Annotated in this window: 26 protein-coding genes and 9 pseudogenes; 10 read left to right on the top strand and 25 right to left on the bottom strand. The window is 70.4% G+C overall.

What is annotated here, in order from left to right; all coding sequences use genetic code 11:
* Nucleotide 1: 1 nt before the first annotated feature.
* From LP418_RS21660 to LP418_RS34185, 3 genes and pseudogenes are all read right to left on the bottom strand, one after another.
* Nucleotides 2-370 carry a VOC family protein gene (locus tag LP418_RS21660; RefSeq protein ID WP_257953632.1) on the bottom strand — a complete coding sequence of 123 codons (369 nt, stop codon included), beginning with the start codon at nt 368-370 and terminating at the stop codon, nt 2-4.
* A gap of 235 nt (nt 371-605) precedes the next feature.
* A complete protein-coding gene (locus tag LP418_RS34190) occupies nt 606-1,019 on the bottom strand; it encodes a DUF222 domain-containing protein (protein ID WP_442940300.1) in 414 nt (137 codons plus the stop codon).
* Between the two features lie 166 nt (nt 1,020-1,185).
* Nucleotides 1,186-1,644: pseudogene (locus LP418_RS34185) on the bottom strand (DUF222 domain-containing protein); the annotation flags it as partial.
* A gap of 1,756 nt (nt 1,645-3,400) precedes the next feature.
* Between LP418_RS34185 and LP418_RS21650 the strand changes: the two are divergent.
* Both LP418_RS21650 and LP418_RS21645 read left to right on the top strand, forming a co-directional pair.
* The gene (locus tag LP418_RS21650) at nt 3,401-3,874 is read left to right on the top strand and encodes a GNAT family N-acetyltransferase (RefSeq protein ID WP_257953630.1); all 474 of its coding nucleotides are present in this window, start codon (nt 3,401-3,403) and stop codon (nt 3,872-3,874) included.
* A 20-nt stretch (nt 3,875-3,894) separates the two neighbouring features.
* Nucleotides 3,895-4,164: a hypothetical protein gene (locus tag LP418_RS21645; RefSeq protein WP_257953629.1), complete on the top strand. Its 270-nt coding sequence runs from the start codon at nt 3,895-3,897 to the stop codon at nt 4,162-4,164.
* Here LP418_RS21645 and LP418_RS21640 read toward each other — a convergent pair.
* The 14 genes and pseudogenes from LP418_RS21640 to LP418_RS21585 all read right to left on the bottom strand — a co-directional run bounded on the left by LP418_RS21640 (nt 4,130) and on the right by LP418_RS21585 (nt 13,483).
* Nucleotides 4,130-4,990 carry a hypothetical protein gene (locus LP418_RS21640; RefSeq protein WP_257953628.1) on the bottom strand — a complete coding sequence of 287 codons (861 nt, stop codon included), beginning with the start codon at nt 4,988-4,990 and terminating at the stop codon, nt 4,130-4,132. The two genes, LP418_RS21645 and LP418_RS21640, sit on opposite strands and share 35 nt — an antisense overlap.
* A gap of 391 nt (nt 4,991-5,381) precedes the next feature.
* Nucleotides 5,382-6,128: a phenylacetate--CoA ligase family protein gene (locus LP418_RS21635; protein WP_257953627.1), complete on the bottom strand. Its 747-nt coding sequence runs from the start codon at nt 6,126-6,128 to the stop codon at nt 5,382-5,384.
* The gene (locus LP418_RS21630; RefSeq protein WP_257953626.1) at nt 6,010-6,399 is read right to left on the bottom strand and encodes a hypothetical protein; all 390 of its coding nucleotides are present in this window, start codon (nt 6,397-6,399) and stop codon (nt 6,010-6,012) included. Before LP418_RS21630 ends, LP418_RS21635 begins: the two co-directional genes overlap by 119 nt.
* Before the next feature lie 255 nt (nt 6,400-6,654).
* On the bottom strand, nt 6,655-7,179 hold the full coding sequence (locus tag LP418_RS21625; protein ID WP_257953625.1) for an ABC transporter ATP-binding protein: 525 nt from the start codon (nt 7,177-7,179) through the stop codon (nt 6,655-6,657).
* Entirely contained in the window at nt 7,149-7,502 is a 354-nt protein-coding gene (locus LP418_RS21620; RefSeq protein WP_257953624.1) for an ATP-binding cassette domain-containing protein, read from the bottom strand. Before LP418_RS21620 ends, LP418_RS21625 begins: the two co-directional genes overlap by 31 nt.
* A complete protein-coding gene (locus LP418_RS21615) occupies nt 7,503-7,994 on the bottom strand; it encodes an ABC transporter substrate-binding protein (RefSeq protein ID WP_257953623.1) in 492 nt (163 codons plus the stop codon).
* Nucleotides 7,882-8,583, bottom strand: a complete 702-nt coding sequence (locus LP418_RS21610; protein WP_257953622.1) for an ABC transporter substrate-binding protein — start codon at nt 8,581-8,583, stop codon at nt 7,882-7,884. The genes LP418_RS21615 and LP418_RS21610 overlap by 113 nt, the downstream gene beginning before the upstream one ends.
* A complete protein-coding gene (locus LP418_RS21605; RefSeq protein WP_257953621.1) occupies nt 8,580-9,335 on the bottom strand; it encodes a branched-chain amino acid ABC transporter permease in 756 nt (251 codons plus the stop codon). The genes LP418_RS21610 and LP418_RS21605 overlap by 4 nt, the downstream gene beginning before the upstream one ends.
* Before the next feature lie 139 nt (nt 9,336-9,474).
* Nucleotides 9,475-9,573: pseudogene (locus LP418_RS34180) on the bottom strand (hypothetical protein); the annotation flags it as partial.
* Nucleotides 9,574-9,825: 252 nt separating this feature from the next.
* A complete protein-coding gene (locus tag LP418_RS21595; RefSeq protein WP_257953619.1) occupies nt 9,826-11,298 on the bottom strand; it encodes a branched-chain amino acid ABC transporter permease in 1,473 nt (490 codons plus the stop codon).
* Between the two features lie 118 nt (nt 11,299-11,416).
* A pseudogene (locus LP418_RS34175) lies at nt 11,417-11,623 on the bottom strand (AMP-binding protein); the annotation flags it as partial.
* A 175-nt stretch (nt 11,624-11,798) separates the two neighbouring features.
* Nucleotides 11,799-12,281: pseudogene (locus LP418_RS34170) on the bottom strand (AMP-binding protein); the annotation flags it as partial.
* Nucleotides 12,282-12,354: 73 nt separating this feature from the next.
* Nucleotides 12,355-12,513: pseudogene (locus LP418_RS34165) on the bottom strand (AMP-binding protein); the annotation flags it as partial.
* A gap of 121 nt (nt 12,514-12,634) precedes the next feature.
* Nucleotides 12,635-13,483: an ABC transporter ATP-binding protein gene (locus LP418_RS21585; protein ID WP_257953618.1), complete on the bottom strand. Its 849-nt coding sequence runs from the start codon at nt 13,481-13,483 to the stop codon at nt 12,635-12,637.
* 152 nt (nt 13,484-13,635) lie between these two features.
* On the opposite strand from LP418_RS21585, the pseudogene LP418_RS34160 reads away from it, so the two are divergent.
* A pseudogene (locus tag LP418_RS34160) lies at nt 13,636-13,824 on the top strand (helix-turn-helix domain-containing protein); the annotation flags it as partial.
* 110 nt (nt 13,825-13,934) lie between these two features.
* A complete protein-coding gene (locus LP418_RS21580) occupies nt 13,935-16,253 on the top strand; it encodes an AMP-binding protein (RefSeq protein ID WP_257953617.1) in 2,319 nt (772 codons plus the stop codon).
* On the opposite strand, the gene LP418_RS21575 is transcribed toward LP418_RS21580, so the two are convergent.
* Nucleotides 16,187-16,543 (bottom strand): HIT domain-containing protein, encoded by a 357-nt coding sequence (locus LP418_RS21575; RefSeq protein ID WP_257953616.1) that lies wholly within the window; start codon nt 16,541-16,543, stop codon nt 16,187-16,189. The genes LP418_RS21580 and LP418_RS21575 overlap by 67 nt on opposite strands.
* A 75-nt stretch (nt 16,544-16,618) precedes the next feature.
* Between LP418_RS21575 and LP418_RS21570 the strand changes: the two genes are divergently transcribed.
* Genes LP418_RS21570 through LP418_RS21560 form a run of 3 tightly spaced genes read left to right on the top strand, consistent with a single transcriptional unit; the run spans nt 16,619 to nt 19,121 of the window.
* Nucleotides 16,619-17,581, top strand: coding sequence for a Gmad2 immunoglobulin-like domain-containing protein (locus LP418_RS21570; protein ID WP_257953615.1), 963 nt, complete (start codon nt 16,619-16,621; stop codon nt 17,579-17,581).
* Between the two features lie 23 nt (nt 17,582-17,604).
* Nucleotides 17,605-18,135 (top strand): SigE family RNA polymerase sigma factor, encoded by a 531-nt coding sequence (locus LP418_RS21565; protein ID WP_257953614.1) that lies wholly within the window; start codon nt 17,605-17,607, stop codon nt 18,133-18,135.
* Entirely contained in the window at nt 18,132-19,121 is a 990-nt protein-coding gene (locus LP418_RS21560; protein WP_257953613.1) for a Gmad2 immunoglobulin-like domain-containing protein, read from the top strand. Before LP418_RS21565 ends, LP418_RS21560 begins: the two co-directional genes overlap by 4 nt.
* Nucleotides 19,122-19,221: 100 nt before the next feature.
* Here the strand turns inward: LP418_RS21560 and LP418_RS21555 are convergent, their stop codons facing one another.
* The 7 genes and pseudogenes from LP418_RS21555 to LP418_RS21525 all read right to left on the bottom strand — a co-directional run bounded on the left by LP418_RS21555 (nt 19,222) and on the right by LP418_RS21525 (nt 24,103).
* Nucleotides 19,222-19,362, bottom strand: coding sequence for a hypothetical protein (locus LP418_RS21555; RefSeq protein WP_257953612.1), 141 nt, complete (start codon nt 19,360-19,362; stop codon nt 19,222-19,224).
* A 47-nt stretch (nt 19,363-19,409) separates the two neighbouring features.
* Nucleotides 19,410-19,574: a hypothetical protein gene (locus LP418_RS21550; protein WP_257953611.1), complete on the bottom strand. Its 165-nt coding sequence runs from the start codon at nt 19,572-19,574 to the stop codon at nt 19,410-19,412.
* Between the two features lie 106 nt (nt 19,575-19,680).
* Nucleotides 19,681-20,421 (bottom strand): 16S rRNA (uracil(1498)-N(3))-methyltransferase, encoded by a 741-nt coding sequence (locus LP418_RS21545; RefSeq protein ID WP_257953610.1) that lies wholly within the window; start codon nt 20,419-20,421, stop codon nt 19,681-19,683.
* Nucleotides 20,421-21,594 (bottom strand): annotated as a pseudogene (gene dnaJ / locus LP418_RS21540) (molecular chaperone DnaJ). The gene LP418_RS21545 and the pseudogene dnaJ overlap by 1 nt, the downstream one beginning before the upstream one ends.
* A pseudogene (gene hrcA / locus LP418_RS21535) lies at nt 21,591-22,622 on the bottom strand (heat-inducible transcriptional repressor HrcA). Before hrcA ends, dnaJ begins: the two co-directional pseudogenes overlap by 4 nt.
* 130 nt (nt 22,623-22,752) lie before the next feature.
* Nucleotides 22,753-23,034, bottom strand: a complete 282-nt coding sequence (locus tag LP418_RS21530; protein WP_257953609.1) for a PhoX family protein — start codon at nt 23,032-23,034, stop codon at nt 22,753-22,755.
* A complete protein-coding gene (locus tag LP418_RS21525; RefSeq protein WP_257953608.1) occupies nt 23,003-24,103 on the bottom strand; it encodes a PhoX family protein in 1,101 nt (366 codons plus the stop codon). The genes LP418_RS21530 and LP418_RS21525 overlap by 32 nt, the downstream gene beginning before the upstream one ends.
* Before the next feature lie 75 nt (nt 24,104-24,178).
* On the opposite strand from LP418_RS21525, the gene LP418_RS21520 reads away from it, so the two are divergent.
* The 3 genes and pseudogenes from LP418_RS21520 to LP418_RS21510 all read left to right on the top strand — a co-directional run bounded on the left by LP418_RS21520 (nt 24,179) and on the right by LP418_RS21510 (nt 26,270).
* On the top strand, nt 24,179-25,033 hold the full coding sequence (locus LP418_RS21520; protein WP_257953607.1) for an MBL fold metallo-hydrolase: 855 nt from the start codon (nt 24,179-24,181) through the stop codon (nt 25,031-25,033).
* Between the two features lie 65 nt (nt 25,034-25,098).
* Nucleotides 25,099-25,407 (top strand): hypothetical protein, encoded by a 309-nt coding sequence (locus LP418_RS21515; protein WP_257953606.1) that lies wholly within the window; start codon nt 25,099-25,101, stop codon nt 25,405-25,407.
* Nucleotides 25,388-26,270, top strand: a pseudogene (locus LP418_RS21510) (DUF3097 domain-containing protein). Before LP418_RS21515 ends, LP418_RS21510 begins: the two are co-directional and overlap by 20 nt.
* The last annotated feature ends 8 nt before the right edge of the window (nt 26,271-26,278 follow it).

Here is a 26,278-nt window from a genome sequence, read left to right as displayed (position 1 = left end):
GCTACCGAGGCGCGCCGACACCGCCCACCGAGTTGTGCTCGACGCAGAACTCGTTGCCCTCGGGATCTGCCAGCACCACCGGGTCGACGTAGTCGCGCAGGACCCGAGCACCGAGGCCGACCGGGCGCCGTACCTCGTCACCGGCATCCGCCATGGGACGCAGATCGAAGTGCTGGCGGTTCTTCGCGGCCTTCCCCTCGGGAACCCGAACGAACCAGAGACTCGGACCTCCCCATCCCGCCGGCTCGACCCGGGCACGGTCGGGGGTGCTGTCCTCGTCGACGTCGGACCCGAGTGCCTTAGCCCAGAACTCAGCAACGCGCAGTGGCTCATGGCAGTCGAAGGTCACAGACTTGATGAACGACACCATGGCGGTCACGGTAACCGGAGTCAGGTCCGCTCTGCCTCAAGCGCTGAGCGGAGCGCGACCACTCCGGGCGGCGTTGATCTCGTATCCCTGCCTCCGATGCCGCGACTGTGCTTCCCACTCCGTGACGCCTGTCTATGTCAGCAGGCTGCATAGCAACGTGCTTCCGGTTCGCGAGGTCGCGCACAGGACGTAGGACGACGGCTTCGTCATTGAGTGACGATAGAGCTGGTTCGGCCTACGTCCGCCGATGGAATCGAAGGTCACCGCTCGGCAGGCGGTCGTGCAGATAGCGATCGTCGTGCGCGCGGTGGTGATGGTGGCTGCAGAGGAGGATCGCGTTGGTCAGATCAGTCTTCCCGCCTTGGGACCACGCGTGCAGGTGGTGGGCCTCGGACCGGGCGGCGGGCATGTCGCATCCCCGGGCCCGGCATCTCTTGTCGCGCACGGCGAGGGCCCGGCGCTGGGCTGCGGTGAAGAGTCGCTGCGCCCCGCCGACGTCGAGGACCTCGGACTTGCCACCGAGGACGACGGGAACGATGTTGCCGGTGCAGGCCAGACGACGCGCCTCGGACGCAGTGATGCGGCCGTCGGTGCCAGTCGTCGCGACACCGATGCCGGCGAGCAGCTTGTCGAGAGGGATCGTGACCATGACGGTGGTGGCCGTACCGCCATGGACGGGGAGCTTGGCCGGATCGAGGTGTTCGAGCAGCTCTGCAGAACGCGTGGCCCAGCCGGGTCGAATGGGGCAGCTCGCTCATCGCGTCGGTCCGGCCGGGTGTCTCGTCGGACCGGCGCGGGTTGGTCCGGGCATGGAGATAGGTCATGAGCCGGTCGAGGATCGCATCGGGAAGGCGGATCTTGGCCGTGCCGGTGCCGTCGCCGTGCGACTGCGTGGTCAGGCTGGTCTTCGCCCGGGCGTGCCGCTCCTCGTCCTCGAGCTGCTTGCGCTCGTGCTCCTCGCCGACCTCCGGTGCGATCACGTCGAGGATCCGTCGGCCGAGCTTGCGCAGATCGCGAGGCGCGTACGTCGCCGCGTGCTCGACCAGCACCCGCTCGGCCTTCGCAACGATGTCCGCGCACACGTCGTCGGGCAACGCATCCAGAGCCCCAGCGATGACCTCGGTCTGGGCTGAGGACGCTCGCCCGTCGGCGTACGCCTCGGCCGGGACCAGCCACCGTCGATCGAGCGACCTGCCCAGCTGCATGGCCCGACGGGCCCGGACCCCGATCCGCCCGCGCGGCCTGCTGGAACCGAGCCCCGATGTCGCGGGCACCCGACTCTGCTGCCACGTCGTCGGCGACTGCCAGCACCCGCAGCTTGGCGGCCGCGACCCGGGACTCGAGCCGGTCCAGAGCCAGCAGGGACGAGGCCTTCTCGGTGGACGTGAGGTAGAGGAGCTCGACCGCAGCCACCTTGTCCAGCGCGGCGGCGATGGCCTGCTCGCAGTCCCGGACGAGGTGTCCGGTCGTCATGGGCGGGGCTCCGATCGCGTTGGGGATGTTCACCACCGCATTGCGGTGGGTTCCCCGAGGCATCGTCGGGCTGCGCCAATTCCGACACGCGTGAGCCAAGTGGCGTCCGGGGCACATCCGGTTCTCTGCGTGTCTCCGAGCCCTTCTCCGGGGTCGGGTGCCAGTTACGATCTGCGACATCCATCGTACTTGTTTTCGAACACCTGCGCAACGCTTTGGGCCCGCCCCGGTGGGTTTCCGTCCATCTCGCCGCGCTCGGCCTCCCACACGTGCTGGCGCTGAGTAACCGCGCGATCGTCCTGACCTCACGTACGCAGTCCTGAACTCCTCTTCGCCCCGAGGCGCGCACGCGAAGGTTCAAGGTGAGCAGCCTCCTCTCAGCCCTTCTCCTTGCTGCCCACACGATTGCGTTCGACACGGCGTCGAGGTGAGTCCGCATGCGGGGCAAACGCCAGACGACTCCGCACGCGAAAGCGTCAAGGACGAGAAGCACCGGGAAGATGATGAGCGTCTCCAGATCGGTTCGACCCAAGCCAAACGCCACTGCTGCAGCCCCGCCGACGCTGATGATCCCGCCCATGACGAGGCCGACCACTCGATCGACCCAGAGGCCCCCGGTACCGCGGGAGGTGCGCAGGACCGGCGACGCCGCCAACGACCATCCGCCCCGAAGAACCAGCCAAGGAGTCCCGATGCTTCCGGCCAGCGTGACGAGCGCAATATCGGCCCGCGCCGGAGCCGAGGACAAGACCTCAGTAGCGAGCGTTCGGGCTATCAGCATCAGGGCGACAATCACGAGCGTGGCTTTCCACGGGAACACACAAAGCGGCGAGGGCGACCCGCTGGCGTCCCCGGAGAGTTTTACCAATTGAGAGTGGCGCCGACTCTCCGTCTCTCGACTGAGCATTAAGTCGTGGCGGGTCACGGTCAGCGGTGCCAAGGTGCACGTGACCATCACAGATAATGCGCTAGCCGCCGCCCCGTCCCACGCACTCCCTCCAAGACCCAAGCTCGTTCCTACCGATGCCGCACACAGCCAGACCTGTGCTGCGCACACCCCCAGCGCAAGGAAGAAGGCCATTCTGGCCAGCCACACCGCACGCGTGAAAGCCGCAGGCGACGACCCACTCGCTTTCGACTCCGCGACTGAAACCGCCAACACGAGCGTTAGCACGATTCCCGCCGGGGATAGGGAAACGGTCACGGCGTCAACTCCAGCGGGCAATCGAATCGACTCGACCGCACTCGCAACGAGTTCTGAGAACTGAGGCTCGCCGGGGTTGCGCACCGTCCCCATGAACCAGAGGCCGGGGCCAATGCGCCCGTGACGCCAACAATGAGGGTCCCGACGCTGCCGGCGATCAGTGCAGCGAACTCCCGACGACTCGCCTCGGCTTCATAGTTCGCCAGTGTCTCTGCTTCAAATGCATCCATGCTGATTCTCCCGAGAAGTGCTGGTCCTCGGACGTTAAGTGAAGCCACCGACACTGCGGGCGAGCGGAACTCCTGCACGAGGTGCCACGGCCACGGGGTGGACCCGCGTGAGAGCCTGCCTTCATGGTCGCGCTCGAGACTGATCGCCTGCTGCTCAGGCCATGGCGCGTCGAAGAGACCGCCGTGCAACGTGACCTGTGGGCAGAGCGCGACCCGCGCGTCCCACCACATCGCCGCATCGACGCGGGAGGACACCCCACGCTCGCAGAGCTCGAGGAGTCGATCCGCACCGGGCAGCCGTCCTCCTCGATCGGCTTGCTGGCGCTCGAGCGAAGGGCCGAGGGCGACGTCATCGGCTACTGCGGGCTCATCGAGAGCGACCGGGGTGCCGCTGGAGAAGCGGAGCTGGCCTTCGAGCTGCTGCGGCGCCACCGGGGGCAGGGATACGCGACGGAGGCCTCGCGCGCGGTGATGGACTGGGCGAGGTCGTCGGGACACGAACGGCTCTGGGCCACCGTCTGGGACTGGAACACAGCGTCTCGACGCGTGCTGGCCAAGCTCGGCTTCACGGAGATCGTCAACGTGAAGGGCGACTGATCGCCGTGCACGCTGGTCTCATGCCCGGCCCTGACCGCGAGTGGTACGACGAGGATCCCGACGCGCACGACGACGACAGCGATCCCTCGTGGTTCCCGGGCCAGCGGCTGCCCGAGGACGCGAAGCTGATGGGCCTGACCCACCACGTGCCCGAGGGCGCGCTGCTGGACTTCGCCGGCAACCTCGACGGTGCCAAGGCGCTGCACCGGGTCACCGCCCGGATGCTGCTGGTGGTCTTCGGGTTGCCGGTCGTCTTCACCGTGATGCGAATCTGGGGAGAGCTGACCTGATCCTCAGGGACGGGTGATCTGCAGCATGCCCGGGCACATCTCGTCGGTGGTGCCCTCGCCCCACACGACGTAGCGATCGGGCTGGCCCTCGAAGGACGGCAGCTGGTCGCGCAACCACTGCACGTGCTTGCAGGTGACCTCCACGGTGTCGCCGGGCGCGAGGGTGACCGGCTCGATGTCGCGCGCGCCCCCGGTCGTCGAAGTCCCACACGGGGATGTCCAGCACGGTCTTCGCCTCCGGCGTGCCGGGGTTGACCTCGATCCGGATCTCGCGACCCAGCAGGTGCATGTGGCCGCCGGTGGCGTGGATCGTCATCGGCTCGCGCACGGTGCGCGTGCAGCTCTGCACCTGACCGGGCTCGGGTTCTCCGCCACACAGCAGGTAGAGGGCGTTGGCGGTGGCCGAGCCCTCCGGCCCGAAGCGGTCCATCACGTCGAACATCGCCGCGTTGCGGTCGCACAGCGGGCCGTCGGCGTGCGCGGCGCGGCACGGCAGCTCGACCGGTGCGGGCAGCAGCATGGTGTGCAGCTGCTGCATGTCGCGGTTGCCGGGAGCCAGTCGCAGCTGCGCGGCAGAGGTGTCCGGCGACGTGCCGGCCGGGAGGTTGTAGTGGACCTGCATGATGATCCGGCTGCCGGCGCGGAGCTTCACGCCGTAGCCGAGCTTGCGCACGGACTCCTTGCCGCCGGGCGCCCGGGCGCCGATCCACGGGGCGTCGTCGACGTTCTGGAACCTGTCGAGGCCGGTGCCGCCGAAGCAGGTCCAGCCCTCGCCGTCCTCCTCGGCGTCGACCGCCTCTGCCTCCGCGATCTGCTCGGGCGGCACTCTGGAAAAGGATCACGTGGTGGACGACCTCGGGGTTGCCGGGCTGCACGGTCGTGCCGGTCAGCCACTCGTCCTCGGTCAGCTCGGGGTCGAGCAGGAAGCAGCGGTAGTCGTCGGCCCCGGCGCCGAACGGCGCGGAGGGCGTGTACGCCGCGGGCATCGTCAGCGTCGAACGCCGCTCGCCCTGACGGAGCGGGACCTCCTTGGCGGGCTTGGCAGCCGCGTGAGCGTCGTGGCCCGCGGCCTCGCTCGTCTCGCTCGTCTCGCTCGGGGACTGCGTCGCCGTCGTGGGACCGTCGTCGCTCGGAGCTGTCCGTGCCTCCGCAGCCCGCGAGCAGCAACGTGGCGGTCGCGGCCAGCGCGATCAGACGGCGCGGCGCGCGCAGATGCATCATTTCGACAGCCTAGGCGCAACAGGAGCGCCCGGAACGGGCTTCATCAGATCGCGTCGCGCCCGTCCACCCGGGACGTCTCCGGCCGGGACCGACTCCACGAAGGTGACCCGGGGCCGCACCCGCAGCGAGGCGCGGGTGCGCTCCTCGGCTGCCGCCGTGGCCGCGTCGAGATCGGCACCGCCGGCGGCGACGAGCTCGAGCCTGAGCTCGTCGCGGTCGCCGTCGCGCAGCACGACGTAGCGCCCGGCCTCGACCCCGACGTCGGCCAGTCCGCGCACCACTTCCGCGGCCCGGTGGGGGTGGATGAACATGCCGCGGGCCTTGACCGCGGCACCGACCCGGCCGAGCACGCCGGCCAGCCGCAGCCGGTCGCCCGTGAGCTGCCAGCGCGAGATGTCGCCCGTGCCGAAGCGCAGCAGCGGGGTCCCCTCGCCCACCATGGTGAGCACGACCTCGCCCGGCGACCCGTCGAGCACCGGGGCGCCGCTCTCGGGGTCGCAGACCTGCACGAAGACATGGCCGGGCACCTCGAGCCCGGCGCCGGGATCGACCTCGTGGCCGATCAGGCCGGCCTCCGCGGTGCCGTAGGCCATCAGCACGGTCGGCACGCGCGCCACCGGGCGCTCACGCAGCGGATCGGGCAGGGGCTCGGCCGTGACCAGCGCCTTGGCGACGTGCCAGTCCTGCGCCGGCAGGCCGAGCTGGTCGAACGCCTCGACCAGCGCGCTGAGATAGCTGGGCAACCCGATGTAGGCGGTGACCCCGATGTCGGCCACGACCCGCGCCCGGACCTCGACCTGAACCGACGCCGCCCGGGATGACGGTGGCGCCGACGGCCCGGCAGGCCGGGTCGAACATCATGCCCGCGGGCGAGAGGTGGTAGCCGAAGCAGTTGAGCACGACGTCGCCGACGCCGATGCCGCACGCCTCGAGCGCGGCGGCCCACTGCCACGGGTCCTCCCCCTCGAGCTGGACCTCGTAGATCGGACCCGGGGAGGCGAAGAGACGCGCCACGGGCGTGCCTTCGGCCACCAGACCGCCGTGCACGGCGGATAGGCACGCTGCAGGGCAGGCAGGGCGTCCTTCGTGAGCACCGGCACCGTGTCGAGGTCGGCGGCGGTGAGCGTCGAGACGCCCACGCCCGCCGCGGCCGAGCGGTCTCGGATGGACGGGACCCGGTCCACCACCCGCCCGATCGCTCCCGCGGCCTCTGCTCCCCGAGTGTCGTAGTAGTCGCGGACCGCTTTCATCACAGACACCGTTCCCCCTCTAGAGCCAGCGCTTGCGGCGCTTGTAGTGCTTGACCTCGCGGTAGTTCTTCGCGCCACCCTCGCCACCGAGGCCGAGGTAGAACTCCTTCACGTCCGGGTTCTCCGAGAGCTCTGCCGCCGTCCCCTCGAGGACGATGCGGCCGCGCTCGAGGATGTAGCCGTGGTCGGCCACTTCGAGGGCTCGTCGGGCGTTCTGCTCGACGACCAGCACGGTGAGCCCGGTCTCCGCGTTGAGGTTGCGGATGTGTCCGAAGATCTCCTGGACCAGCAGCGGGGCCGGGCCCAGCGACGGCTCGTCGAGCATCAGGAGTCGCGGCTTGGCCATCAGGGCCCGCCCGATGGCGAGCATCTGCTGCTCGCCACCGGAGAGGTAGCCCGCGACCCGGTTGCGCATGTCGGCGAGCTTCTCGAAGTAGGTGTAGACCATGTCGAAGTCCTCGGGCTTGGCCCCACCTCGCGAGTAGCCACCCGCCACCGGGTTCTCGTGCACCGTCAGGTGCTCGAAGACATGGCGACCCTCCATGCAGAGCGAGAGCCCTGCCTTGACGCGCTGCGGCGTCCATCCGGGTGATGTCCCGGCCGTCCGGGACGATCTTGCCGTCCGAGATCTCGCCGCGCCTCGCTCGGAAGCAGTCCCGAGACAGCCTTGAGCGTGGTGGACTTCCCCGCGCCGTTGGAGCCGAGCAGCGCGACGATCTTTCCCTCGGGCACCGACAGCGAGAGGCCCCGCAGCACGAGGATGACCTCGTCGTAGATCACCTCGATGCTGTCGACGCTCAGCAGGGGAGCGGCCCGCCGCAGCGGCCGGGACGTGCCCGGCCGCTGCGGACCGGATGGACGTGTCACTCATTCCGGCGTCACACCGCTCTCGAGCGACTTCATGGCGCCACCCTCGGCCACGTAGACGCCCGTGCCGGTCGAGCCGCGGTGCGAGTCAGCGGTGAACTCGACCTCGCCCGTGCCCACGACGCCACCGGTGTCGATCGGGCCGAGGTTCTCCGGGGCCTCCTTGATCGCGGGACCGGAGATGTCATCGCCGTCCTCGAGGACCTTGCGGATGCCCTCGGCGAGGATGTGCATGGTGTACCAGCCCCGGACGTAGTGCACGCCCTCCTCCTCGAGGGAGGAGCCGTTCTCGGCGAGGTAGGACTGGATCTGCTCGTGCCCCGGCTGCTCGGCGGTCGGCGGCGCGAACGGCTGGACCAGCACGCTGCCCTCGGCCGCCTCACCGGCGCCGTCGAGGAAGAGCTCGTCGGAGCACCAGTTCAGGCACACGATCCGCATGTCCGGGCCCTGTGCGGCGATGTCCTTGGCGACCGTGGCGGCCGGGCTGGACACGTTCTGGATCAGGACGTACTTCGCGCCCTGCGACTTCGCCCCGCGCGAGCAGGCCGACGTAGTTGGCGGCGCCGGCCGGCATCGGGTAGGCCACCATGTTGATGTCGAGGCCCTTCTCCTCGATCCGGGCCTCGGCGTCCGCGAGGGGCGCCGGGCCGAAGGGCGAGTCGTTGTGGAAGAACGCGACCTCGGCCGTGGCGTCGGAGTCCTCGTCGATCCAGTTCAGGCCGACGCGGGCCCGGTCGGAGTAGGTCGGCGCGACCACGAAGTTGTAGGGCGCCTGCGCGGGGTCGGTCAGCGCTTCGGCGTACGACGCGGACATGAAGGGAATCTCGTCCTGCGTCACCTTGCCCGACAGCGCCTCGGAGTCACCGGTGCCCCAGCCCCGGATCGCGACGGCACCCTCGTTGAGGTATTCCTTGTAGAGGCGCTCGGCGGTGGGGACGTCGTAGGCGTAGTCCTTGGACGTCGCGTCGATCTCGCGGCCCTCGATGCCGCCCTCGCCGTTGATCCAGTCGATGTAACCGAGCATGCCGTCGTTGTACGGCGTGCCGACGTCGCCCGTGGCGCCCGTCAGGTCGGCGATCACGCCGATCGGGATGGCGCCACCCTCGTCGCCACCCTCGTCGTCCGCACCGGGGGCGCACAGGCGGTGAGAGCGACCGGGGCGGAGGCCGCGAGGGTGGCCGTCCAGCGTGTCCTGAACATGAGGTTTCTCCTTGTTGGTAGGGGCGGAGCTGATTGGTGCGGGTGGATCCGGTGGGTCAGTAGCGGAACGGCCAGAAGCGGATGTAGTCCTTCATGCGTTGCCAGATCTGTGCGAGGCCGCGTGGCTCGAACAGGAGGAAGAAGATGATGACGAGGCCGAAGACGACCTGCTCGATGGCCGGCACGCGGCTGAGCAGGACCGGGACCGAGTCGCCGACGGCGCCGACGGTCTCTCTGGATGAAGACCGGCACCAGCACCATGAAGGCCGCGCCGTAGACCGAGCCGGCGATCGTGCCGAGGCCGCCGACGATGATCATCGCGAGGTAGAGGATCGACACGTCGAGGGTGAACGCCTCCCGGGTGACCGTCTCCGTGTAGTGCGCCGACAGCGCGCCGGCGAGGCCGACGAAGCCCGAGGACACGGCGAACGCGGTGACCTTGGCGCGGGTGATGTTGACGCCGATCGCCGAGGCCGCGATGTCCCGGTCGCGCACGGCCATGAAGGACCGGCCCAGCGACGTACGGAACAGGTTGCGGGCCGCGAGGACCGCCAGCACCGCGAAGGTGAGCAGGATCCAGTACCACTGCCACTCGAAGTACTGGCGCTCGATCTCGAAGCTGCCCGGGCTCAACCGGTCGACGGTCAGCGGGGCGCTGCCGTCGCGCAGGAAGGTCCAGCGGCGGGCGACGAAGACGATGATCTCCCTGGCTGGCCAGCGTCGCGATCGCGAGGTAGAGCCCCTTGATCCGCAAGGCGGGCAGGCCGAACAGGGCACCCGCCACAGCGGTGATGACCACCGCGCAGGCGATGCTGATCGGCGCCGGCAGGTCGGCGCGTTGGTAGAGCAGTGCCGACGAGAACGCGCCGATGGCGAGGAACCCGCCCTGTCCCAGCGAGATCTGGCCGGTGAAGCCGACCCGGGATGTTGAGTCCGACGGCGCCGATGACGGCGATCAGGATCGTGTTGACGATCGAGAGCCAGTAGTTGTCCGGGACGTAGGGCGTGACGATCAGCCCGATGATCATCAGGGCAAGGCGGAAGTACTCCGCCTTCGTGTGCCTGCAGCGCGGACTCGCGCCGATAGCTGCGGTGGTAGACACCGGTTGCGGTGGCAGACATGTCAGACCCTCTCGATCCGCGTCTCGCCGAACAGCCCGTAGGGGCGGACGAGGAGGATGGCTACCAGCAGGAGGTACGGCGCGATCTGGGCCGGGCCCGGGTCCCAGTAGCTGCTGACGTACTGGCCGGAGAGGCCGATCACCGGGCCGCCGACGATCGTGCCGGGGACCGAGTCGAGGCCACCGAGGATCACCACGGGGAAGACGAGCAGGCCGAAGGTCGTGAGCCGGCTGCTCACCTCGGTGATGTCGCCGAGGAGCACGCCGCCGATGAGTGCGCTGACGGCCGCCAGTGCCCGGGCCATCGCGAAGATCCGCCGCACCGAGATGCCGAGGGTGAGTGCGGCCTGCTGGTCGTCGGCGACGGCGCGCATCGCGATGCCGTGGCGGCTGCGCTGGAAGAACAGCGTGAAGAGCGTCAGCACGACGGCCGCGATCACGATCACCGGGATCCGGTTGAGCGGGAAGGTGGCGCCGGCGAACTCGATGGTGGTGCGCGGGAGCAGCGCGGGCTGGGTGACCGCGCGGGTGCCGAAGAACAGCTGGGCCACGGCCTTGAGCACGGCCGCCAGCCCGATCGTCACCATGATCACGCTGATCGCGTTCTCCCCCACCAGCGGCCGGAGGATGAGCCGCTCGATCAGGACGCCCATCAAGATCGCGAACAGGATCCCGACCACCACGGCGAGCACCAGCGGAAGCTGGAAGACCACGAACGCGGCGTAGACCGTGTAGGCGCCGATGAGCAGGAACTCACCCCGGGCGAAGTTGATGACGCCGGTGGACTTGTAGATCAGCACGAAGCCGAGCGCGGCGAGGGCGAGGATGGCGCCGTCGGAGACGCCGTAGATCGTCTGGGTCAGGAAGTTGCTCATCGCCGACCACTCCAGACCGGGCGCTGCTTGCTGTGTTGCGGGGGCACGTATCCCTCCGGGTGGTGGATGTCGAGGGTGATGGCCCGCTTGGTCGAGGTGCCGTCCCGGTAGGAGACGGTGTTGGTCATGCTCACGCGGTCGTCGCCGCGGTCGAGCGCCTCGATGAGGTCGGCGTAGCGCTCGTTGATGACGCTGCGGCGGACCTTGCGGGTGCGGGTGATCTCGTCGTCGTCGGGGTCGAGCTGCTTGAAGAGCACCGGGGAAGTGCTTGACCTTGATGCTCTCGGGGAGCTCGGCGTTGGCCCGGTGGACCTCCTGCTTGAGGAGCTCGGCGACCTGGTCGTTCCCGGCGAGGTCGGTGTAGGTCGTGTAGCCGAGTCGTTCGTGCTCGGCCCACGAGCCGACGGTGGCCGGGTCGATGGTGATCATCGCCGTGATGTCGGTCGTGCCGAAGGCGACCGCCTCCTCGACGTACGGCGAGAACTTGAGCTTGTTCTCGATGAAGGCACTGGAGAAGCGGGTGCCGTCGGGGGGCGGTGAGCACGTCCTTGGCGCGGTCGATGACGACGAGGTGGCCGTCCTCGACGTAGCCCGCGTCACCGGTGTGCAGCCAGCCGTCGGCGTCGACGGTCTCCGAGGTCGCGGCCTCGTTGCCGACATAGCCCCGGAACACCGACGAGCTGCGCAGCAGGATCTCGCCGTTGTCGGCGATCTGGAGCTCGGTCTCGGGCAGGGGGACGCCGACGGTGTGGAAGCGGACGTCGTTGCTGTGGTGCAGCACCGCGATCCCGCAGATCTCGGTCTGGCCGTAGATCTGCTTGAGGTTGACGCCGATCGCGTGGAAGAACCGGAAGACGTCGGGACCCAGCGGGGCGCCACCGGTGTAGCAGCGACGGACGCGGGCGAGACCGAGCTGGTCTCGCACCGGCCTGCAGCGCGACCCAGTCGGCGAGCAGGGCGAGCAGCCCGAGGAGCGGACCGGCCCCCTTGCCGCTGACCCGGCGGGCGGCCACCTTGTCGCCGACGGCGTAGGCGAGCCCGAAGACGCGTCGCTTGAGCCAGCCGGCCTCGTCGATGCGCACCTGGACCTCGGAGAGCATGGACTCCCAGATGCGCGGCGGGCTGAACATCACGTTGGGCCCGATCTCGCGCATGTCCGAGCGCTGGGTGGCGGAGTCCTCGGGGAACGAGAGCGTGAAACCACGCAGGAGACCGCAGGCCACCGCCATCATCTGCTCGCCGATCCGGGCCAGCGGCAGGAACGAGACGAACCTGTCCTTGGGGCCGAGCGGGTCGACGTTGGTGAGGTGCTCCGCCATCGAGAGCAGGTTGTGGTGGCTGAGCTGGCCCAGCTTGGGCAGCGACGTGGTGCCGGAGGTCGTGCAGACCACGGCCACGTCGTCGGGGGCGCCGAGCGCGACCTCCTGCTCGAACCAGCCGGGACGACTCGAGGCCCAGTCGCGACCACGCGCCGCGAGGTCCTCGAAGTCGGCGAGCCACTCGTCGGCGTACTCCTCGAGCCCGTGCGGGTCGTAGTAGGCGACCTGCTCGACGTGCGGGAGCAACGGGCGGACCTTGAGCAGCTTGTCGACCTGCTCCCCGGTCCTCGGCGATGACGACCCGCGCCTTGCTGAGCTCGAGGATGTGGACGATCTCCTCGTCGAGGCTCGTCGGGTAGATCCCGACGACCGCCGCGCCGAGGGACTGGGCGGCGAGCTCGGAGATCAGCCACTCGGGACGGTTGTCACCGATGACGGCGACGATCTCGCCGCGACGCACGCCCAGCGAGGCCATGCCGTGGGCGATGTCGCGCACGCGCTCGGCATACTCCGCCCACGTGATCGGCTGCCAGATGCCGTAGAGCTTCTCCTGCAGCGCGATGCCCCGGGGGGCGCTCGGCGGCGCGCTCGGCCGGAGAGACGGGGCATCGTCGTGCTCATGCGTCCGCCCCGAGGTAGGCCTCGACGACGGCGGGGTTGGCGCGGACCTCTGCGGGGGTGCCGTCGCCGATCAGCCGGCCGAAGTCCGGGACGCTGACGCGGTCGGAGATGTCCATGACGACGCCCATGTCGTGCTCGATGAGCATCACGGTCACGCCGCGCAGCTCGTTGACGTCGAGGATGTAGCGCGCCATGTCCTCCTTCTCCTCCGCGTTCATGCCGGCCATCGGCTCGTCGAGCAGGAGCAGCCCGGGCTCGATGCACAGCGCTCGGCCGAGCTCGACCCGCTTCTGGATGCCGTAGGACAGGGCGCCCACGTGGGCGTGCCGGTGCTCCTGGAGCTGGAGGAGGTCGATGACCTCCTCGACGAACTCGCGGTGGCGGAACTCCCGGTTGCGCGCCGGCCCGAACCACGCCAGCGACGGCAGCAGGCTGTGCTTCATGTGGATGTGGCGCCCGAGCATGAGGTTCTCGAGCAGGGTCAGGTGGCCGAACAGCTCGATGTTCTGGAAGGAGCGCGCAACGCCGTACCGCGCGATCCTGTGCGGCGGCAGCGCGACCACGTCGTGGGTTCGGGCGACCCCCCTCTCCTCGCTGCGCGTGTGCAGGGTGATGTGACCGTCCTGCGGCTTGTAGAGGCCACTGGCGCAGTTGAGCAGGCTGGACTTGCCGGCGCCGTTGGGGCCGATCACCGAGTGCACGTCGCCCCGGCGGACCGTGAACGACACCTCGGAGAGGGCGCGGATGCCGCCGAAGCGCAGGGAGATGTCCCCGATCTCGAGGAGCGGCTCCCCCACCGGCACCCGGCTGGAGTTGAGCTCGAAGCGGTAGGCCCGACTGAGCACCCGGGGTTCCTCCTGTGTGACCGAGCAGCGTGAAAGGGCAGAACGATGTGACCTGGACCTCACGCTACTTTCCACTATGTGAAAGCACAACCCTCTATTTGGAATCATCTTCCGGTGATAGTCTCGCCGCGTCACATAACGGAAGGTGGAGCATGAGCGACTCGCGTCCGGACCCAGTGGAGGTCCGAGGCACTCTCGGGACGGTCCGCAATGCGGTCAGGCTGCTCGACCTGCTGGCCGACGGCCCGGCCTACCAGCAGCTGACCGACCCGGCCGAACGCTCCGACCTCTCGGTGCCGACCGCACACCGGCTGCTGCGCTCCCCGGTCCCGGCGGATCTCGTCGAGCAGGACTCGCGCTCCTCGCGCTACAGCCTCGGACCCGAGGTGACCCGCCTGTCCCAGCGCTACTGGGCCGACTGCCGATCCTCGGCGCCCTGTCCCCCTACCTCGTGTCCCTGCGCGACACCCTCCAGTCGACCATCCACGTGGCCGTGCTGGTGCGCGAGTCGGTCGTCTACGTCGACCGCATCGACGCCGCCGACGGCGGCCCCTACCGCGACAGCCACCGCGTCACCGACGCGCTCTCGACGTCGGCGGGCCGACTGCTGGCCGCCCGGTCGGGCGACGATCTCTGGCAGCAGTGCCTCGACGCCCACCCTGTTCCGCTCAAGGACGACCCGGGCGCAGCTGCGCACCGAGTGGGCGAAGGCGCCCTTCCTCGCCTCCCCTGCCGACGAGCTGGCGGTCGTGGTCCACGACGCCTCCGGGACCCCGGTCGCCGCGCTCGCCACCACCGTTGCGCCCGGTGCGGATGCCGCCCGGCTCGAGGTCATCGCGGCGCACCTGTCCCGCGCCGCCACCGCTGCCGGAAGGACGCTGGGTCATGGCTGAGCACGGTCAGGACACCGCTGCCTACTTCGCCGCCCTGGGCCGAGGCCGCCGGGCAGCTGACCTGGGACACCCCCCGGACCGAGCTCTTCCGTGAGCAGCCGCCCCTGCACGACTGGTTCGTCGACGGCCGCCTCAACCTGTCGGTCAACTGCATCGACCGCCACCTCGCCGACCGCGGTGACCGAGCCGCCATCCTGTGGGAGGGCGAGCCCGGCGACCGCCGGGTCCTCACCTACCGCGAGCTGCACATGCAGGTCGTGCGACTCGCTTCCTCCCTGCGTGGGCTCGGCGTCGGCCGGGGCGATCGTGTGGCCCTGCACCTCGGCTGGGTGCCCGAGGCGGTCGCGGCGATGATGGCCTGCGCGCGGATCGGTGCCGAATACACCGTGATCCCCGTGGCGCTGCCGACCGAGGCCCCGGCCGTGCGGGTCGACGACTTCGGTCCCAAGGTGTTGTTCACCCGGGACGGTGGCTGGCGCCACGGCGCGATCCTGCCGCTCAAGTCGAGGGTCGACGAGGCCCTCGAGGCCAGCAGCGGGGTCGAGCACACCATCGTGGTGCGACGCACCGGCGTCCGAGTCGACTGGTACGAGGGCGATCGCTGGTACGACGAGCTGCTGACCGCCGCCGATCCGCGCGCCGGCGAGCCCGTCGCCGTACCCGCGTCGCACCCGGTCGCGTGCGTCCACCTCGCCAACCGACGCGGCCGGCCGGTCGCGATCCGGCTCGGAACGGCCAACCTCGCCGTGGCGGCGCTCGCCAACCATCTCCACGTCATGGGTGAGGGCGACGTCTTCTGGGGTGCCGCCGACATCTCGTGGCTGGGCGCCCGGGCCCACGGCATCGTCGGTCCGCTGCTGGCCGGCGCCAGCACGGTGATGTACGAGGGCACCCTCGACGTCCCGGCGCCCGCTCGCACCTGGCAGATCATCGAGCGCTACGGCGTGACCGCGATGCTGACCTCGCCCTCGATCGTGCGCGCACTGCGCGGCTGGTCGCTGACGCCGACCGGCACCACCGGGTCGCTACGACGACTGACCACGATCGGCGACCGGCTCGACCCCGACCTGCGTGTGTGGTTGCGCGAGGTGCTCGGCGACGACGTCAGGTTGTCCGATGCGTGGGGCCAGCTCGAGCTCGGCGGGATCGTGAGCAACGACGACCCGTCGCCCCTGATGCCGGACCCCGGCTTCGCGATCGTGAACGCCCACGGCGACGAGGTCGCCACCGGCGAGTCCGGGGAGTGGGTCATGCGGCTGCCCCGGCCCGGGGTCCTGCGCGCGGTCGAGGCCCCCGACGGCACCGACCCCACGTCCTACCACTGGGAGCGGCACCCCGGCGTCTACGCCACCGGCGACGTGGCCGGGCGCAACGCGACGGGTGAGATCGAGTTCCTCGGCCGACTTGACGAGGTCATCTCGGTCTCGGGGCAGCTGGTCTCCCTCAACGAGGTGCGCGACGTGCTGCGCGACCAGCCCTTCGTCACCGACGCCGAGGCGTTCGAGACGACCGACCAGCGCCCGGGTCGCGTCGTCGGCGCCGCAGTGGTGCTGGCCGACGAGGCCGCCCCCACCCCGGCGACGTTGCGCGACCTGCAGGACGCCGCGCGCGAGCTGCTCGGCGGGCTGAGCCGACCGCAGCGAGTGCTGGTCCCTGGACCGGCTCGGCTCCCGGCTCGACACGGTCACGCGACGTCGGTCACTCGCCGTGCTCGCGCACGGCCACGACCATCGCACCGTCACCCGGGACCGGGTGGTCGACGCGGCCCGGGGCCTGCCGAGCTCCTAGCGGCTCGGCTCTGGGCCGGGGGTCAGCCGGGCGGCCGGGTCATCGGCCGCCCACCGAGGACGTGCAGGTGCGTGTGGAAGACGACCTGACCAGCCTCCGCACCCGTGTTGAACACCGGGCGGTAGTCGGAGATGCCTTCCTTCTCGGCGACCGCGGCCGCCACCGTCAGCAACTCGGCCGCGCAGGACGGCTCGCCATGGGCGAGCTCGGCGGCATTGGCGTAGTGGCTCGACGGCACGACCGGGACGTGCATCGGCGCCTGCGGGTTGATGTCGCGGAAGGCCACCGCGCTGTCCGTGGCGTGCACGATCTCGGCCGGGACGTCCCCGGCCACGACCTTGCAGAACAGGCAGTCGGCAGGACGTTCTCGAACGCTCATGCCCTTCACAGTAGATCGTGCGGGCGCGGCGTGTAACCGGCTGGCGGCGCCGGACGTCCCACTACCGTGAAACACATGACTTCCCCCACCCACCGACTGGCTGCCCTCCTCTCGCTCGGCGCGCTCGCCCCGGGCGCGACGGCGTGCAGCGAGGAGGTCCCCGACCGCGCTCCGACCCCGGTGTCGAATGAGTCCGAGGCCACCGACCCCGCCGCGTCCCCCACCGAGACGCCGACGGAGACGGAGTCCCCGGAGGGCGAGGGGACCGTGACGGTGCCGGTCTACTTCGTGGGCGAGACGCCGCAGGGTCCGCGCCTGTTCCGGGAGTTCCGCGCCGTACCCTCCGACAACCCGCTCCGGGAAGCGCTTGCGCTGATGCTGGCCGGCGACACCCTCGACCCCGACTACCGCACGCTGTGGCCGCAGGTCGAGATCTCCTCGGTGGGCGCGACGGACGGCGTCCTGCTCGTCCAGATGCCGGGCGACGGCTTCACCGAACGCCCCGACGGGATGTCGAAGTACGACGCGAGGCTCGCGCTGCAACAGCTCGTCCACACGCTCCGGGGCGTCCAGCAGGAGCGGGTGCCGGTCGTGATCAAGCGCGGCGGCACCGACTTCCGGCTGTTCGGGCTCAGCACCGAGACCGAGTTCACCAACGCCGACGCGCTCGACGTCATGAGTCTGGTCAACATCACCACGCCCGAGCAGGGAGCCACCGTCACCGGCGGCACGCTCGAGGCCAGCGGCGTCGGCTCGTCGTTCGAGGCCAACCTGCTGTGGGAGATCCGGCAGGGCGACCGAGGTCGTGCTCGACGGGTTCGCGACGGCCGAGGGCTGGATGGACAAGCTCTACCCGTGGGAGACCTCGATCGACGTCTCCGGCCTCGCGCCCGGCGACTACACGTTCGTGGCCCGCACCGACGACCCGTCCGGCGGCGCCGAGGGCTCCGGGCCGCACGAGGACACCAAGGACTTCTCGCTGGGCTGATTCAAAACGCGGTAAACCGGTCCGGGTGGTCGCGCGTCCCACTAGCGTGACGACCCATGCACTGGCAGGCGCGGTGAGCGCCGATCGCTGGAGCGCCGACGAGGCGCTGTCCGCGCTGTACGCCGCACACTGGCGCCAGCTCGTGCGGCTGGCCGTCCTCCCGGTGCGCGATGTCGGCACCGCCGAAGAGGTCGTGCAGGACGCGTTCGTGGCCATGCACTCTCGCTGGGGTCGGTTGCGCGACAACGACAAGGCACTCGCCTACCTCCGGCAGGCGGTCGTCAACCGGTCCCGCTCCGTGCAGCGGCACCGGGTCGTGGTGGACCGGCATCTCCGCGCTTCCTCCGGCCGGGACCCCGAGACCGCTCCCCCGTCCGACACCCGCGCGCTCGACGCGGACCGGCGCACCGCCGTACTCGATGCTCTCGGGCAGCTGCCCGACCGGCAGCGCGAAGTGCTGGTGCTGCGGCACTACCTCGAGCTCTCGGAGGCCGAGATCGCCGACACGCTGGGCATCGCCCGCGGCTCGGTGAAGTCGCACGCATCGCGTGGATCGGCCGCCTTGCGCGACCTGCTCGGCGACGTCTGGAAGGACGAGTCATGAACCTCCACGAGCTCCTCACCGATGCTGTCGCCGACGTCGAGCCGCGACACGCCCTCGACGAGATCCGCGCACGGACGTCTGGTTCGAGGCGCCGTTGGCCGTACGCCGCAGCCGGAGCCGTCCTCGCCGTCGCCGCGTCCTTCGCCGCGTTCGCGGTGCTGGGACCGGACACCGCGCCGACTGCGACGGATCCGGGGGCGAGCACGTCGGCCTCCCCCAGTGCGACGGCGTCGGAGTCTGCCGGCCCCCAGATGAGGGCAGGCGCCGTGTACTACATCGGTGAGACGCCCGACGGCCTTCGCCTCTACCGCGAGTTCGCGCCCGTTCCCGTGGACAACCCCTTGGTCGGTGCGCTGACGCAGGTGTTCATGGGCGACCCGCAGGATCCTGACTACTTCACCGGGTGGCCCCCGGTTGACTCGACGTTCCTCGGTGCGGAGGTCGTCGACGACGTGATCAGGGTGGAGATCGGCGACCCCGAGAACCTCCTCGAGCACGACCCGCCCGTCGAGCAGTACGCGATGGCCATCGAGCAGGTGATCTACACCGCCCAGGGCCGCGGTGCAGGAGCGGCTGCCCGTGCAGTTCATCCACAACGGAAACCCCGTCAGCGAGCTGCTCGGCCGGGCGACGTCGGAACCGCTCGCGAACGGCGCGGTGCTGGAGACCTTGGCCCATGTCTCGCTGACCACGCCGAGCGAGGGGATGCTCGTCGACAACCGAGAGCCGTTCGTGGTCCGGGGGGCCGGCAACTCGTTCGAAGGCAACATCGTGACTGGGTCGAGGACCTCGACGGAACCGTGGTGGTCGACCAGACGCCCACCATCGCATCCGGCGCGTACGGAGCGAAGCTGTACCCCTACGAGGTCACGCTCGACCTGACCGACGTCCCACCCGGCGACTACCTCGTGGTCTCGTCCACCGACGACCCCTCCGGGCAGAACCGCGAGCACACAGACAGCCGGAGCATCACCGTCGTGGACTGACTCGCACGAACAACTGAGGCAGTTCGTGACGTGACTCGCAGCCTTGAGCGTCTAGTGAGCCGCAGCGCGGCCGAACTGCCTGCAGTTGGGCCGTCGGCGCTCACGGTCTCGGATTGACGGGCACCACGTCGGTCAGGGTGACGTTCGGGCAGGCCGCAACGAAGATCCGACCGCCCGCAGGGGACACGAGCCAGTAGGAGCCCGCCTCGACATCTATGTAGCCGGGCTGGTCGAGGCTCACCCCGCTCCCGGTAGGTCCCGTTGTCCGGCCACTCGGGGCGCTCGGCGTCACGCGTCGGCACGGTCTCGGCCGGCCCCGGGGAAAACTGTCGTCGTGTCGACCGGGATCATCGCGTCAGGGCTCATGCCGGTCACGGAGACCCGCAGTCGCCCTTGGGTGGTCGTGAGCCGTGCAGGCACATCCACGGTCGGCAGGCCGAGCTCGACCTCCATCGGTTCGTCGCAGCCGACGCCCGACTCGGATGAAGCGGACTCCTGTTGGCATCCCGTCATCGCAAGGGTCACGAGGCTCGCAAGCAAGGCCCCGGCGATCATCGAGTCAGCCCCAGCGAGCCGTGCGCGCGAGCAGCGCGCTGACGGCGGCGAGTCCGGCGGTCGACGTACGCAGGACCTCGTCACCGAGGCGAACGGTGACAGCGCCCGCGGCCTCGAAGGCCGCCAGCTCGTCGGGGGCGATGCCGCCCTCAGGGCCGACGATGACGACGATGACGCCGTCGGCCGGCACGTCGAGGGAGGCGAGTGACGTCGTCGCGTCCTCGTGGAGTACGGCGACCAACGCAGCGTCCGGGAGCAGCGCCACGACCTCCTCAGTGGAGGAGAGGGGCGAGACCGAGCACGACCACGAGCGACGCGACTGCTTGCCGGCCTCGCGGGCGGTGGCCTGCCACTTGGCGTGCGACTTGGCCGCGCGCTCGCCCTTCCAGACCGCGACCGAGCGGGACGCGGCCCACGGGACGATGGTGTCGACGCCGATCTCGGTCAGCACCTCGACCGCGAGCTCACCTCGGTCGCCCTTGGGCAGCGCCTGCACGACGGTGAAGCTCGGCGACGGGCGCTCGAGGAACGACAGGGAAGCCACGGTCACGCTGAAGACCCGCTTCCCCGTCGACGCGACGGACCCGACCACCCGGTGACCCGCACCGTCGGTGAGCACGACCTCCTCGCCGACCCGCAATCGCCGTACGGCGACAGCGTGGTGTGCCTCGTCCCCGGTCACCTCGATCGTCGACCCGACGGCGACGCCGTCCAGCGACGGCACGAGGTGGACCGGGAGGGACATCAGTGCTGCTGGAACGCGTCGCGGAGCCGGCCGAAGACGGACTTCTGCGAGGACTGCACCGGCCGGTGGGCGACTCCTCGCCGCGGAGGGCGGCGAGCTCGCGCAGGAGGTCCTCCTGACGCTCGTCCAGCCGGGTCGGGGTGTCGACGACGACCGTGACGATCAGGTCGCCGCGACCACCACGCAGGCCGGGGACTCCGAACCCGCGCAGGATCTGCTCGCTGCCGGACTGGGTGCCGGGCTGGATGACGAGGTCGTAGTCGGTGCGCACCTCGGACTCCTCGTCGAGGTCGAGGTCGGCCTCGAGCAGCGGCAGCGTGAGCGTCGTGCCGAGCGCCGCGGCCGTCATCGGCAGCGTGACCGTGCTGTGCAGGTCGTTGCCGTGACGGGTGAAGGTCGGGTGGGCGTCGACGTGCATCTCGACGTAGAGGTCGCCGGGCGGACCACCGCCGGGACCGACCTCGCCCTGCTCGGTCAGCTGGACCCGGGTGCCGTGGTCGACGCCGGCGGGGATCTTGACGTTGAGCGTGCGACGCGAGCGCACGCGACCGTCGCCGGAGCACTCGCGGCACGGGTCGGGGATGATCTGGCCGAAGCCGCGGCAGGCCGCACACGCGCAGCGTGCGGATCTCGCCGAGGAACGAGCGCTGGACACGGGCGACCTCGCCGGCCCCGCGACAGGTCTCGCAGATGATCGGCTTCGAGCCGGGTGCGGCACCGTCACCGTGGCAGGTCGTGCAGACGACCGCGGTGTCGACCTTGAGCTCCTTGGTCGTGCCGAACGCCGCCTCCGCCAGCTCGACGTCGAGCCGGATCAGGGCGTCCTGCCCGCGGCGTACGCGCTGACGCGGACCCCGACCCCGGCCACCCTGCCCGGGCGCGCCGCCACCGAAGAAGGCGTCCATGATGTCGGTGAAGGAGAAGCCCCGGCCCCGGCCGAAGCCGGCCGCGCCGCCGCCGAAGGGGTCGCCGCCACGGTCGTAGGCGGCCCGCTTCTGCGGGTCGGAGAGGACTTCGTAGGCCCGCGAGACCTCCTTGAACCTCTCCCCGGGTCTCCGGGTCCGGGTTGACGTCCGGGTGCAGCTGGCGCGCCAAGCCGCGGTAGGCCTTCTTGATGGTGGCCGCATCGGCGTCACGGGAGACACCGAGCAGCGCGTAGAGATCTGTGCTCACTGCTGTCCTTCGTCGAGGATCCGGGAGACGTAGCGCGACGACGGCGCGCACGGCGGCCATGGATCCGGGGTAGTCCATGCGGGTCGGTCCGACGACGCCGAGCGTCGCCGGGGCACAGTCGGGCGGGGCCGTAGCCGGTGGCCACGACGCTGGTGGAGGCAAGCTCGGAATAGGGGCCCTCGTGGCCGATGCGGACCGTGACGGCGTCGCCGACGGTGACCTCGCCGATCAGCTTGAGCAGCACGACGTGCTCCTCGAGCGCCTCGAGGAGCGGGCGCACCGCGGTGTCGAAGCTGTCGCCGAACCGCGCGAGGTTGGCCGCACCGGCGACCGCCACCCGCTCGTCGCTGCGGTGGTCGGACATCGCGTCGGTGAGCACGTCGACGAGGCTCTTGGTCAGGGCCCGATCGGCGTGGGGTACGGCGTCGGGCAGCCGGCTCAGGGCGGCGGCACCGTCTGCGATGCGCTCCCCCGCGGCCGCCCTGGTTGAGGCGGATCCGGAGGTCGGCGAGCTGGTCGTCGGACATCTCGGAGGGGATCTCGACGAGGCGCTGCTCGACCCGGCCGGTGCTGAGGATCAGGATCAGCATCACCCGTGTCGGAGTGATCGAGACGAGCTCGATGTGGCGCACCGTGCTGCGCGAGAGGGTCGGATATTGCACGATCGCGACCCGGCGCGTCAGCGTGCTGAGCAACCGCACCGAGCGCTGCACGACGTCGTCGAGGTCGACCGCGCTGTCGAGCAGCGTCGCGATCGCGCGCTTCTCGGCGGCGCTCATCGGCTTGACGGCGCTCAGGCGGTCGACGAACAGGCGGTAGCCCTTGTCGGTGGGGACCCGGCCGGCGCTCGTGTGGGGCTGGTGGATGAAGCCCTCGTCCTCCAGCGCGGCCATGTCGTTGCGCACGGTGGCGGGCGAGACGCCCAGCCCGTGCCGCTCGACCAGCGCCCGGGAACCGACGGGCTCCTCGGTGGCGACGTAGTCCTCCACGATCGCGCGCAGGACGGCGAGCTTGCGGTCCTCGACCATGTCGCCTCCTTCCGGCATCGCTGGCACTCATCACGTCAGAGTGCCAAGCCTACAAGGTGCAGACGCCGAGGCCCGCCCTCCCGCGCGTGCGGCGGGAGGGCGGGCCCGTGGTCGAGATGCGGAGCTCGGCTCAGAGGGCGCCCCGGCGCCACGGGCCGGTGATCGCGAGGGTGATGCCGGGGCTCTGGATGTTGAGGAACAGCCAGCTGCCGTTCGTCGGCTCGAACACCGCACCGGCCCACTCCGAGCCGCGGTAGTCGTTGGCCGGCACGTTCTTGCCGGCCGTCCCGGACGTACGCAGGTCGGCGTCGTTCGACGCGAACCGGAAGATCTCGCCGTCGGTCGTCAGTCCGTGGACGTATTCCGTGCCACCGCCGTCCTCACAGAGCACCGGGCCGCCGCGCGGGCTCACGCACATGTTGTCGGGCGCGTTGAGCACCTCGCCGCTCGGCGAGGCGAAGAGCACGGTCAGCTCGCCGGTGACCGGGTCGAGCTCGAAGACCCGGCCCCCGGCGGGCCGGACCGCCGTCGGTGGTGATGACGTAGATGCGCCCGTTGCCGTACCACGCGCCCTCGAGCCGCGAGAAGATCGCGGCGCCCTTGCCCTGTGCCTCGCGACGCACGGTGTCGTTGGCCGGGTCGGGCTCGTCGATGTCGACCCAGTGCACGCTGCCGAAGGCGGTGCCGGACCCGGCCGCGCGAGTGTCGACGCCGACCGCACCGATCGCCAGTGCCTGCAGGCGCCCGCCGTCGGCCAGCTTGCCCGGCGTGGTCGGGACGAAGCGGTACATGCACGCGTCGCCACGGTCCTCGGTCTCGTAGACGATGCCGGTGGCCGGGTCGATGGCCGCTGCCTCGTGGTTGAAGCGGCCCATCGCCTTGTACGGCGCCGGGTTGCCCTTGCCCGTCGGCGGGACCTCGAAGACGTAGCCGTGACGCATGCCCCCGGCCTCGCTGAAGGTCTCCTCGCAGGTCAGCCACGTCCCCCACGGGGTCACGCCACCGGCACAGTTGCGCACGGTGCCGCCGAGGCTGCCCCACGACTCGGTGAAGGCGCCTGCTTCGGGGTCGAACACGATGGTGCTCGTGCCACCGCCGCCGAGCGGGTTGTAGGCCGGCTGGGTGAAGGCTGCGGACGGGTTCCGCTCGTGGTTGCGGACGATGTGCACCGGGTCGCCAAGGCGGTAGGCACCCATGCCGTCGTGGGCGCTGGGCGTCGGCGTGCCGTCGCTCATCAGGTCGTTCGTCCAGCCGTAGGAGAGGTACTCGAAGCCACGCGGCAGCGAGATCAGCTGCAGCCCGGTGGCCCGGTCGATCGCCGGCAGGAGCGGGCCGTAGCCGGCGTCGGAGAAGACGGCGGACGCGGCGGTGGCGCCCTCCGAGCGGGTCGCCAGCGAGGCGAACGGGAGGCCGGCGACACCGGCGGTCAGGGCGGCGCCGCGGAGCAGGTTGCGGCGGGACGTCTGCGGGGTGGAGGTCATGCTCCGACGCTAGGAGTCCCGGCGCTTCCACCACTCGACGTACGCCTGAACACTTCCCGTACGTAGGGTGGAGACGTGGAGACCCCGGGCAACATCACGGAGGTGGCGCCGCGTGTCTGGGTCGTCCACTACGACTGGATGCACGTCAACATCACCCTCATCGGCGGCTCCGACGGCCCGGTCATGGTCGACACCCACGGCTCCGAGAAGCAGGCGCGGATCGTCGCCGACGACGTCCGCCGTCTCGGTGCCGGCCCGCTGACCGCACTGGTCAACACCCACAACCACTGGGACCACTGGTTCGGCAACGACGTCATCCTGAGCGAGTACGGCGACCTGCCGGTCCACGCCACGGACTTCGCGCTCGACCGGATGGTCGAGTCTGGCGGCGTGCACGACGCCCACCCGGCCAAGCACTCCCGCGCCGACGAGATCCTGTCGACGACGCTCCGGCCCGCCACCCACGGCTTCTCCTCCGCCGTCGCGCTCGACCTCGGCGACCGGGCCGTCGAGCTGATCCACCCCGGTCGCGGCCACACCGCCGGCGACCCGGTCGTGTCGGGTCCCCGACGCCGACGTGATCGTCGGCGGCGACCCGGTCGAGGAGTCGGACAAGCCGTTCATCGGCGACGACTCCTTCCCGCTCGAGTGGCCGCTCACGCTGGACCTCGTGCTCGGCCTGATGACCTCCTCCACGGTCGTGGTCCCCGGGCACGGTCAGGTCATCGATCGCGACTACGTCCGGGACCAGCGCGTCGAGCTGGGCATCATCGCGTGGAGACGATCCGCGACCTCGCGAGCCGTGGCGTGCCCGTCTCCCGGGCGCTCGAGCAAGGTGAATGGCCCCGGGACCCTGAGCAGCTGTTGTCCGCCGTACGACTGGGATATGAGCACCTGCCGCGTGCGCAGAAGCGGCTGCCGCTCGTCTAGGAGGGGTGTAGCCGCTCGTCTGAAGGGGTGTAGCCGCCGGAGCCACGGGAGCGTAGGAACGAGGCATGACCGAAACTCCCGGGCCCGGCATCAGCGACGACCAGCTGCCCGAGGACCTGCAGCCCGGCGAGGACAACCCGTTGGCCGAGCCGCTCGACCCGGACGCCGAGGAGACCGGGGATCCCGACGACCTGGGCATGCAGGACACCCGGGGAGGACACTCCCGGGACCTACCGCACCGACGGCGAGGCCGTGCGGCCGGACGAGACGACCGGGGTGTCCGAGGACGACCTGGATTCCTGACGCCCGGCGTGGCGGGCCGACCAGCAGGCGGTGCCCGCCTAGCGTTGGACGGTGCCTTCCCCCACACATGACCGCTACGGCTCCGACGTCCTGACCACCGACTGGCGCGCACCGAAGAACGGCCGCGCCGTCGACGTGCCCGCCGAGATCGGGATGATCCTCGAGGAGGTCATCACCGACTGGGTGGGCGAGGTCGTCGCCATCGACCGTGACCTCGACACCCTGACGCTGGAGGACCGCCGCGGCAAGCGGCGTACCTTCCCGCTCGGCCCCGGTTTCCTGCTCGAGGGCAAGCCGGTGGTGCTGGGTCGCCCGGTCCGGTCGGGTCCGGAGAAGAAGACGCGTACGGCGAGTGGCTCGATCGCGGTCCACGACGTGAAGGCCCGCGTGGCGCGCGCGAGCCGGATCTTCGTCGAGGGCCGGCACGACGCCGAGCTGGTGGAGAAGGTCTGGGGTGACGACCTGCGGATCGAGGGCGTGGTGGTGGAGTTCCTCGGCGGGGTCGACGACCCGGCCGACCACCTGCGCGACTTCAAGCCCGGGCCGCAGCGCCGCGTCGGTGTGCTCGTCGACCACCTCGTGCCGGGGTCGAAGGAGAGCCGGATCGCGCAGGGCATCATGAAGTCGCCGGTCGGCAAGCACGTACTGATCGTCGGGCACCCGTTCATCGACGTCTGGCAGGCGGTGAAGCCGTCGCGCCTGGGCATCAAGCGCTGGCCCGACGTGCCGCGCAACATCGACTGGAAGAAGGGCACCTGCCAGCAGCTCGGCTGGCCGCACCGCGACCAGGGCAGACATCGCCCGGGCGTGGAAGCACATTCTCGGCGGCGTGCGGGGCTACGAGGACCTCGACCCTGCGTTGCTCGGGCGCGTCGAGGAGCTGATCGACTTCACGACCGAGCCGACGTCCCTCGACGCGACGCAGTCGCGGTGAAGGACGGA

Source organism: Nocardioides sp. B-3, from assembly GCF_024703895.1.
GTDB lineage: Bacteria > Actinomycetota > Actinomycetes > Propionibacteriales > Nocardioidaceae > Nocardioides.
Note: the sequence above shows the minus strand (reverse complement) of the source record. Positions and strands in the feature narration are given on the sequence as shown.

Bases quoted from the DNA above. Each gene is read 5' to 3' on its own strand.
- LP418_RS21525 (WP_257953608.1), bottom strand. From the start codon at position 24,103: ATGACCTCCACCCCGCAGACGTCCCGCCGCAACCTGCTCCGCGGCGCC.
- LP418_RS34190 (WP_442940300.1), bottom strand. From the start codon at position 1,019: ATGGTCACGATCCCTCTCGACAAGCTGCTCGCCGGCATCGGTGTCGCG.
- LP418_RS21625 (WP_257953625.1), bottom strand. From the start codon at position 7,179: ATGGAGGGTCGCCATGTCTTCGAGCACCTGACGGTGCACGAGAACCCG.
- LP418_RS21650 (WP_257953630.1), top strand. From the start codon at position 3,401: ATGGTCGCGCTCGAGACTGATCGCCTGCTGCTCAGGCCATGGCGCGTC.
- LP418_RS21515 (WP_257953606.1), top strand. From the start codon at position 25,099: ATGACCGAAACTCCCGGGCCCGGCATCAGCGACGACCAGCTGCCCGAG.
- LP418_RS21550 (WP_257953611.1), bottom strand. From the start codon at position 19,574: ATGGAGGTCGAGCTCGGCCTGCCGACCGTGGATGTGCCTGCACGGCTC.
- LP418_RS21660 (WP_257953632.1), bottom strand. From the start codon at position 370: ATGGTGTCGTTCATCAAGTCTGTGACCTTCGACTGCCATGAGCCACTG.
- LP418_RS21545 (WP_257953610.1), bottom strand. From the start codon at position 20,421: ATGTCCCTCCCGGTCCACCTCGTGCCGTCGCTGGACGGCGTCGCCGTC.
- LP418_RS21560 (WP_257953613.1), top strand. From the start codon at position 18,132: ATGAACCTCCACGAGCTCCTCACCGATGCTGTCGCCGACGTCGAGCCG.
- LP418_RS21575 (WP_257953616.1), bottom strand. From the start codon at position 16,543: ATGAGCGTTCGAGAACGTCCTGCCGACTGCCTGTTCTGCAAGGTCGTG.
- LP418_RS21570 (WP_257953615.1), top strand. From the start codon at position 16,619: ATGACTTCCCCCACCCACCGACTGGCTGCCCTCCTCTCGCTCGGCGCG.
- LP418_RS21645 (WP_257953629.1), top strand. From the start codon at position 3,895: ATGCCCGGCCCTGACCGCGAGTGGTACGACGAGGATCCCGACGCGCAC.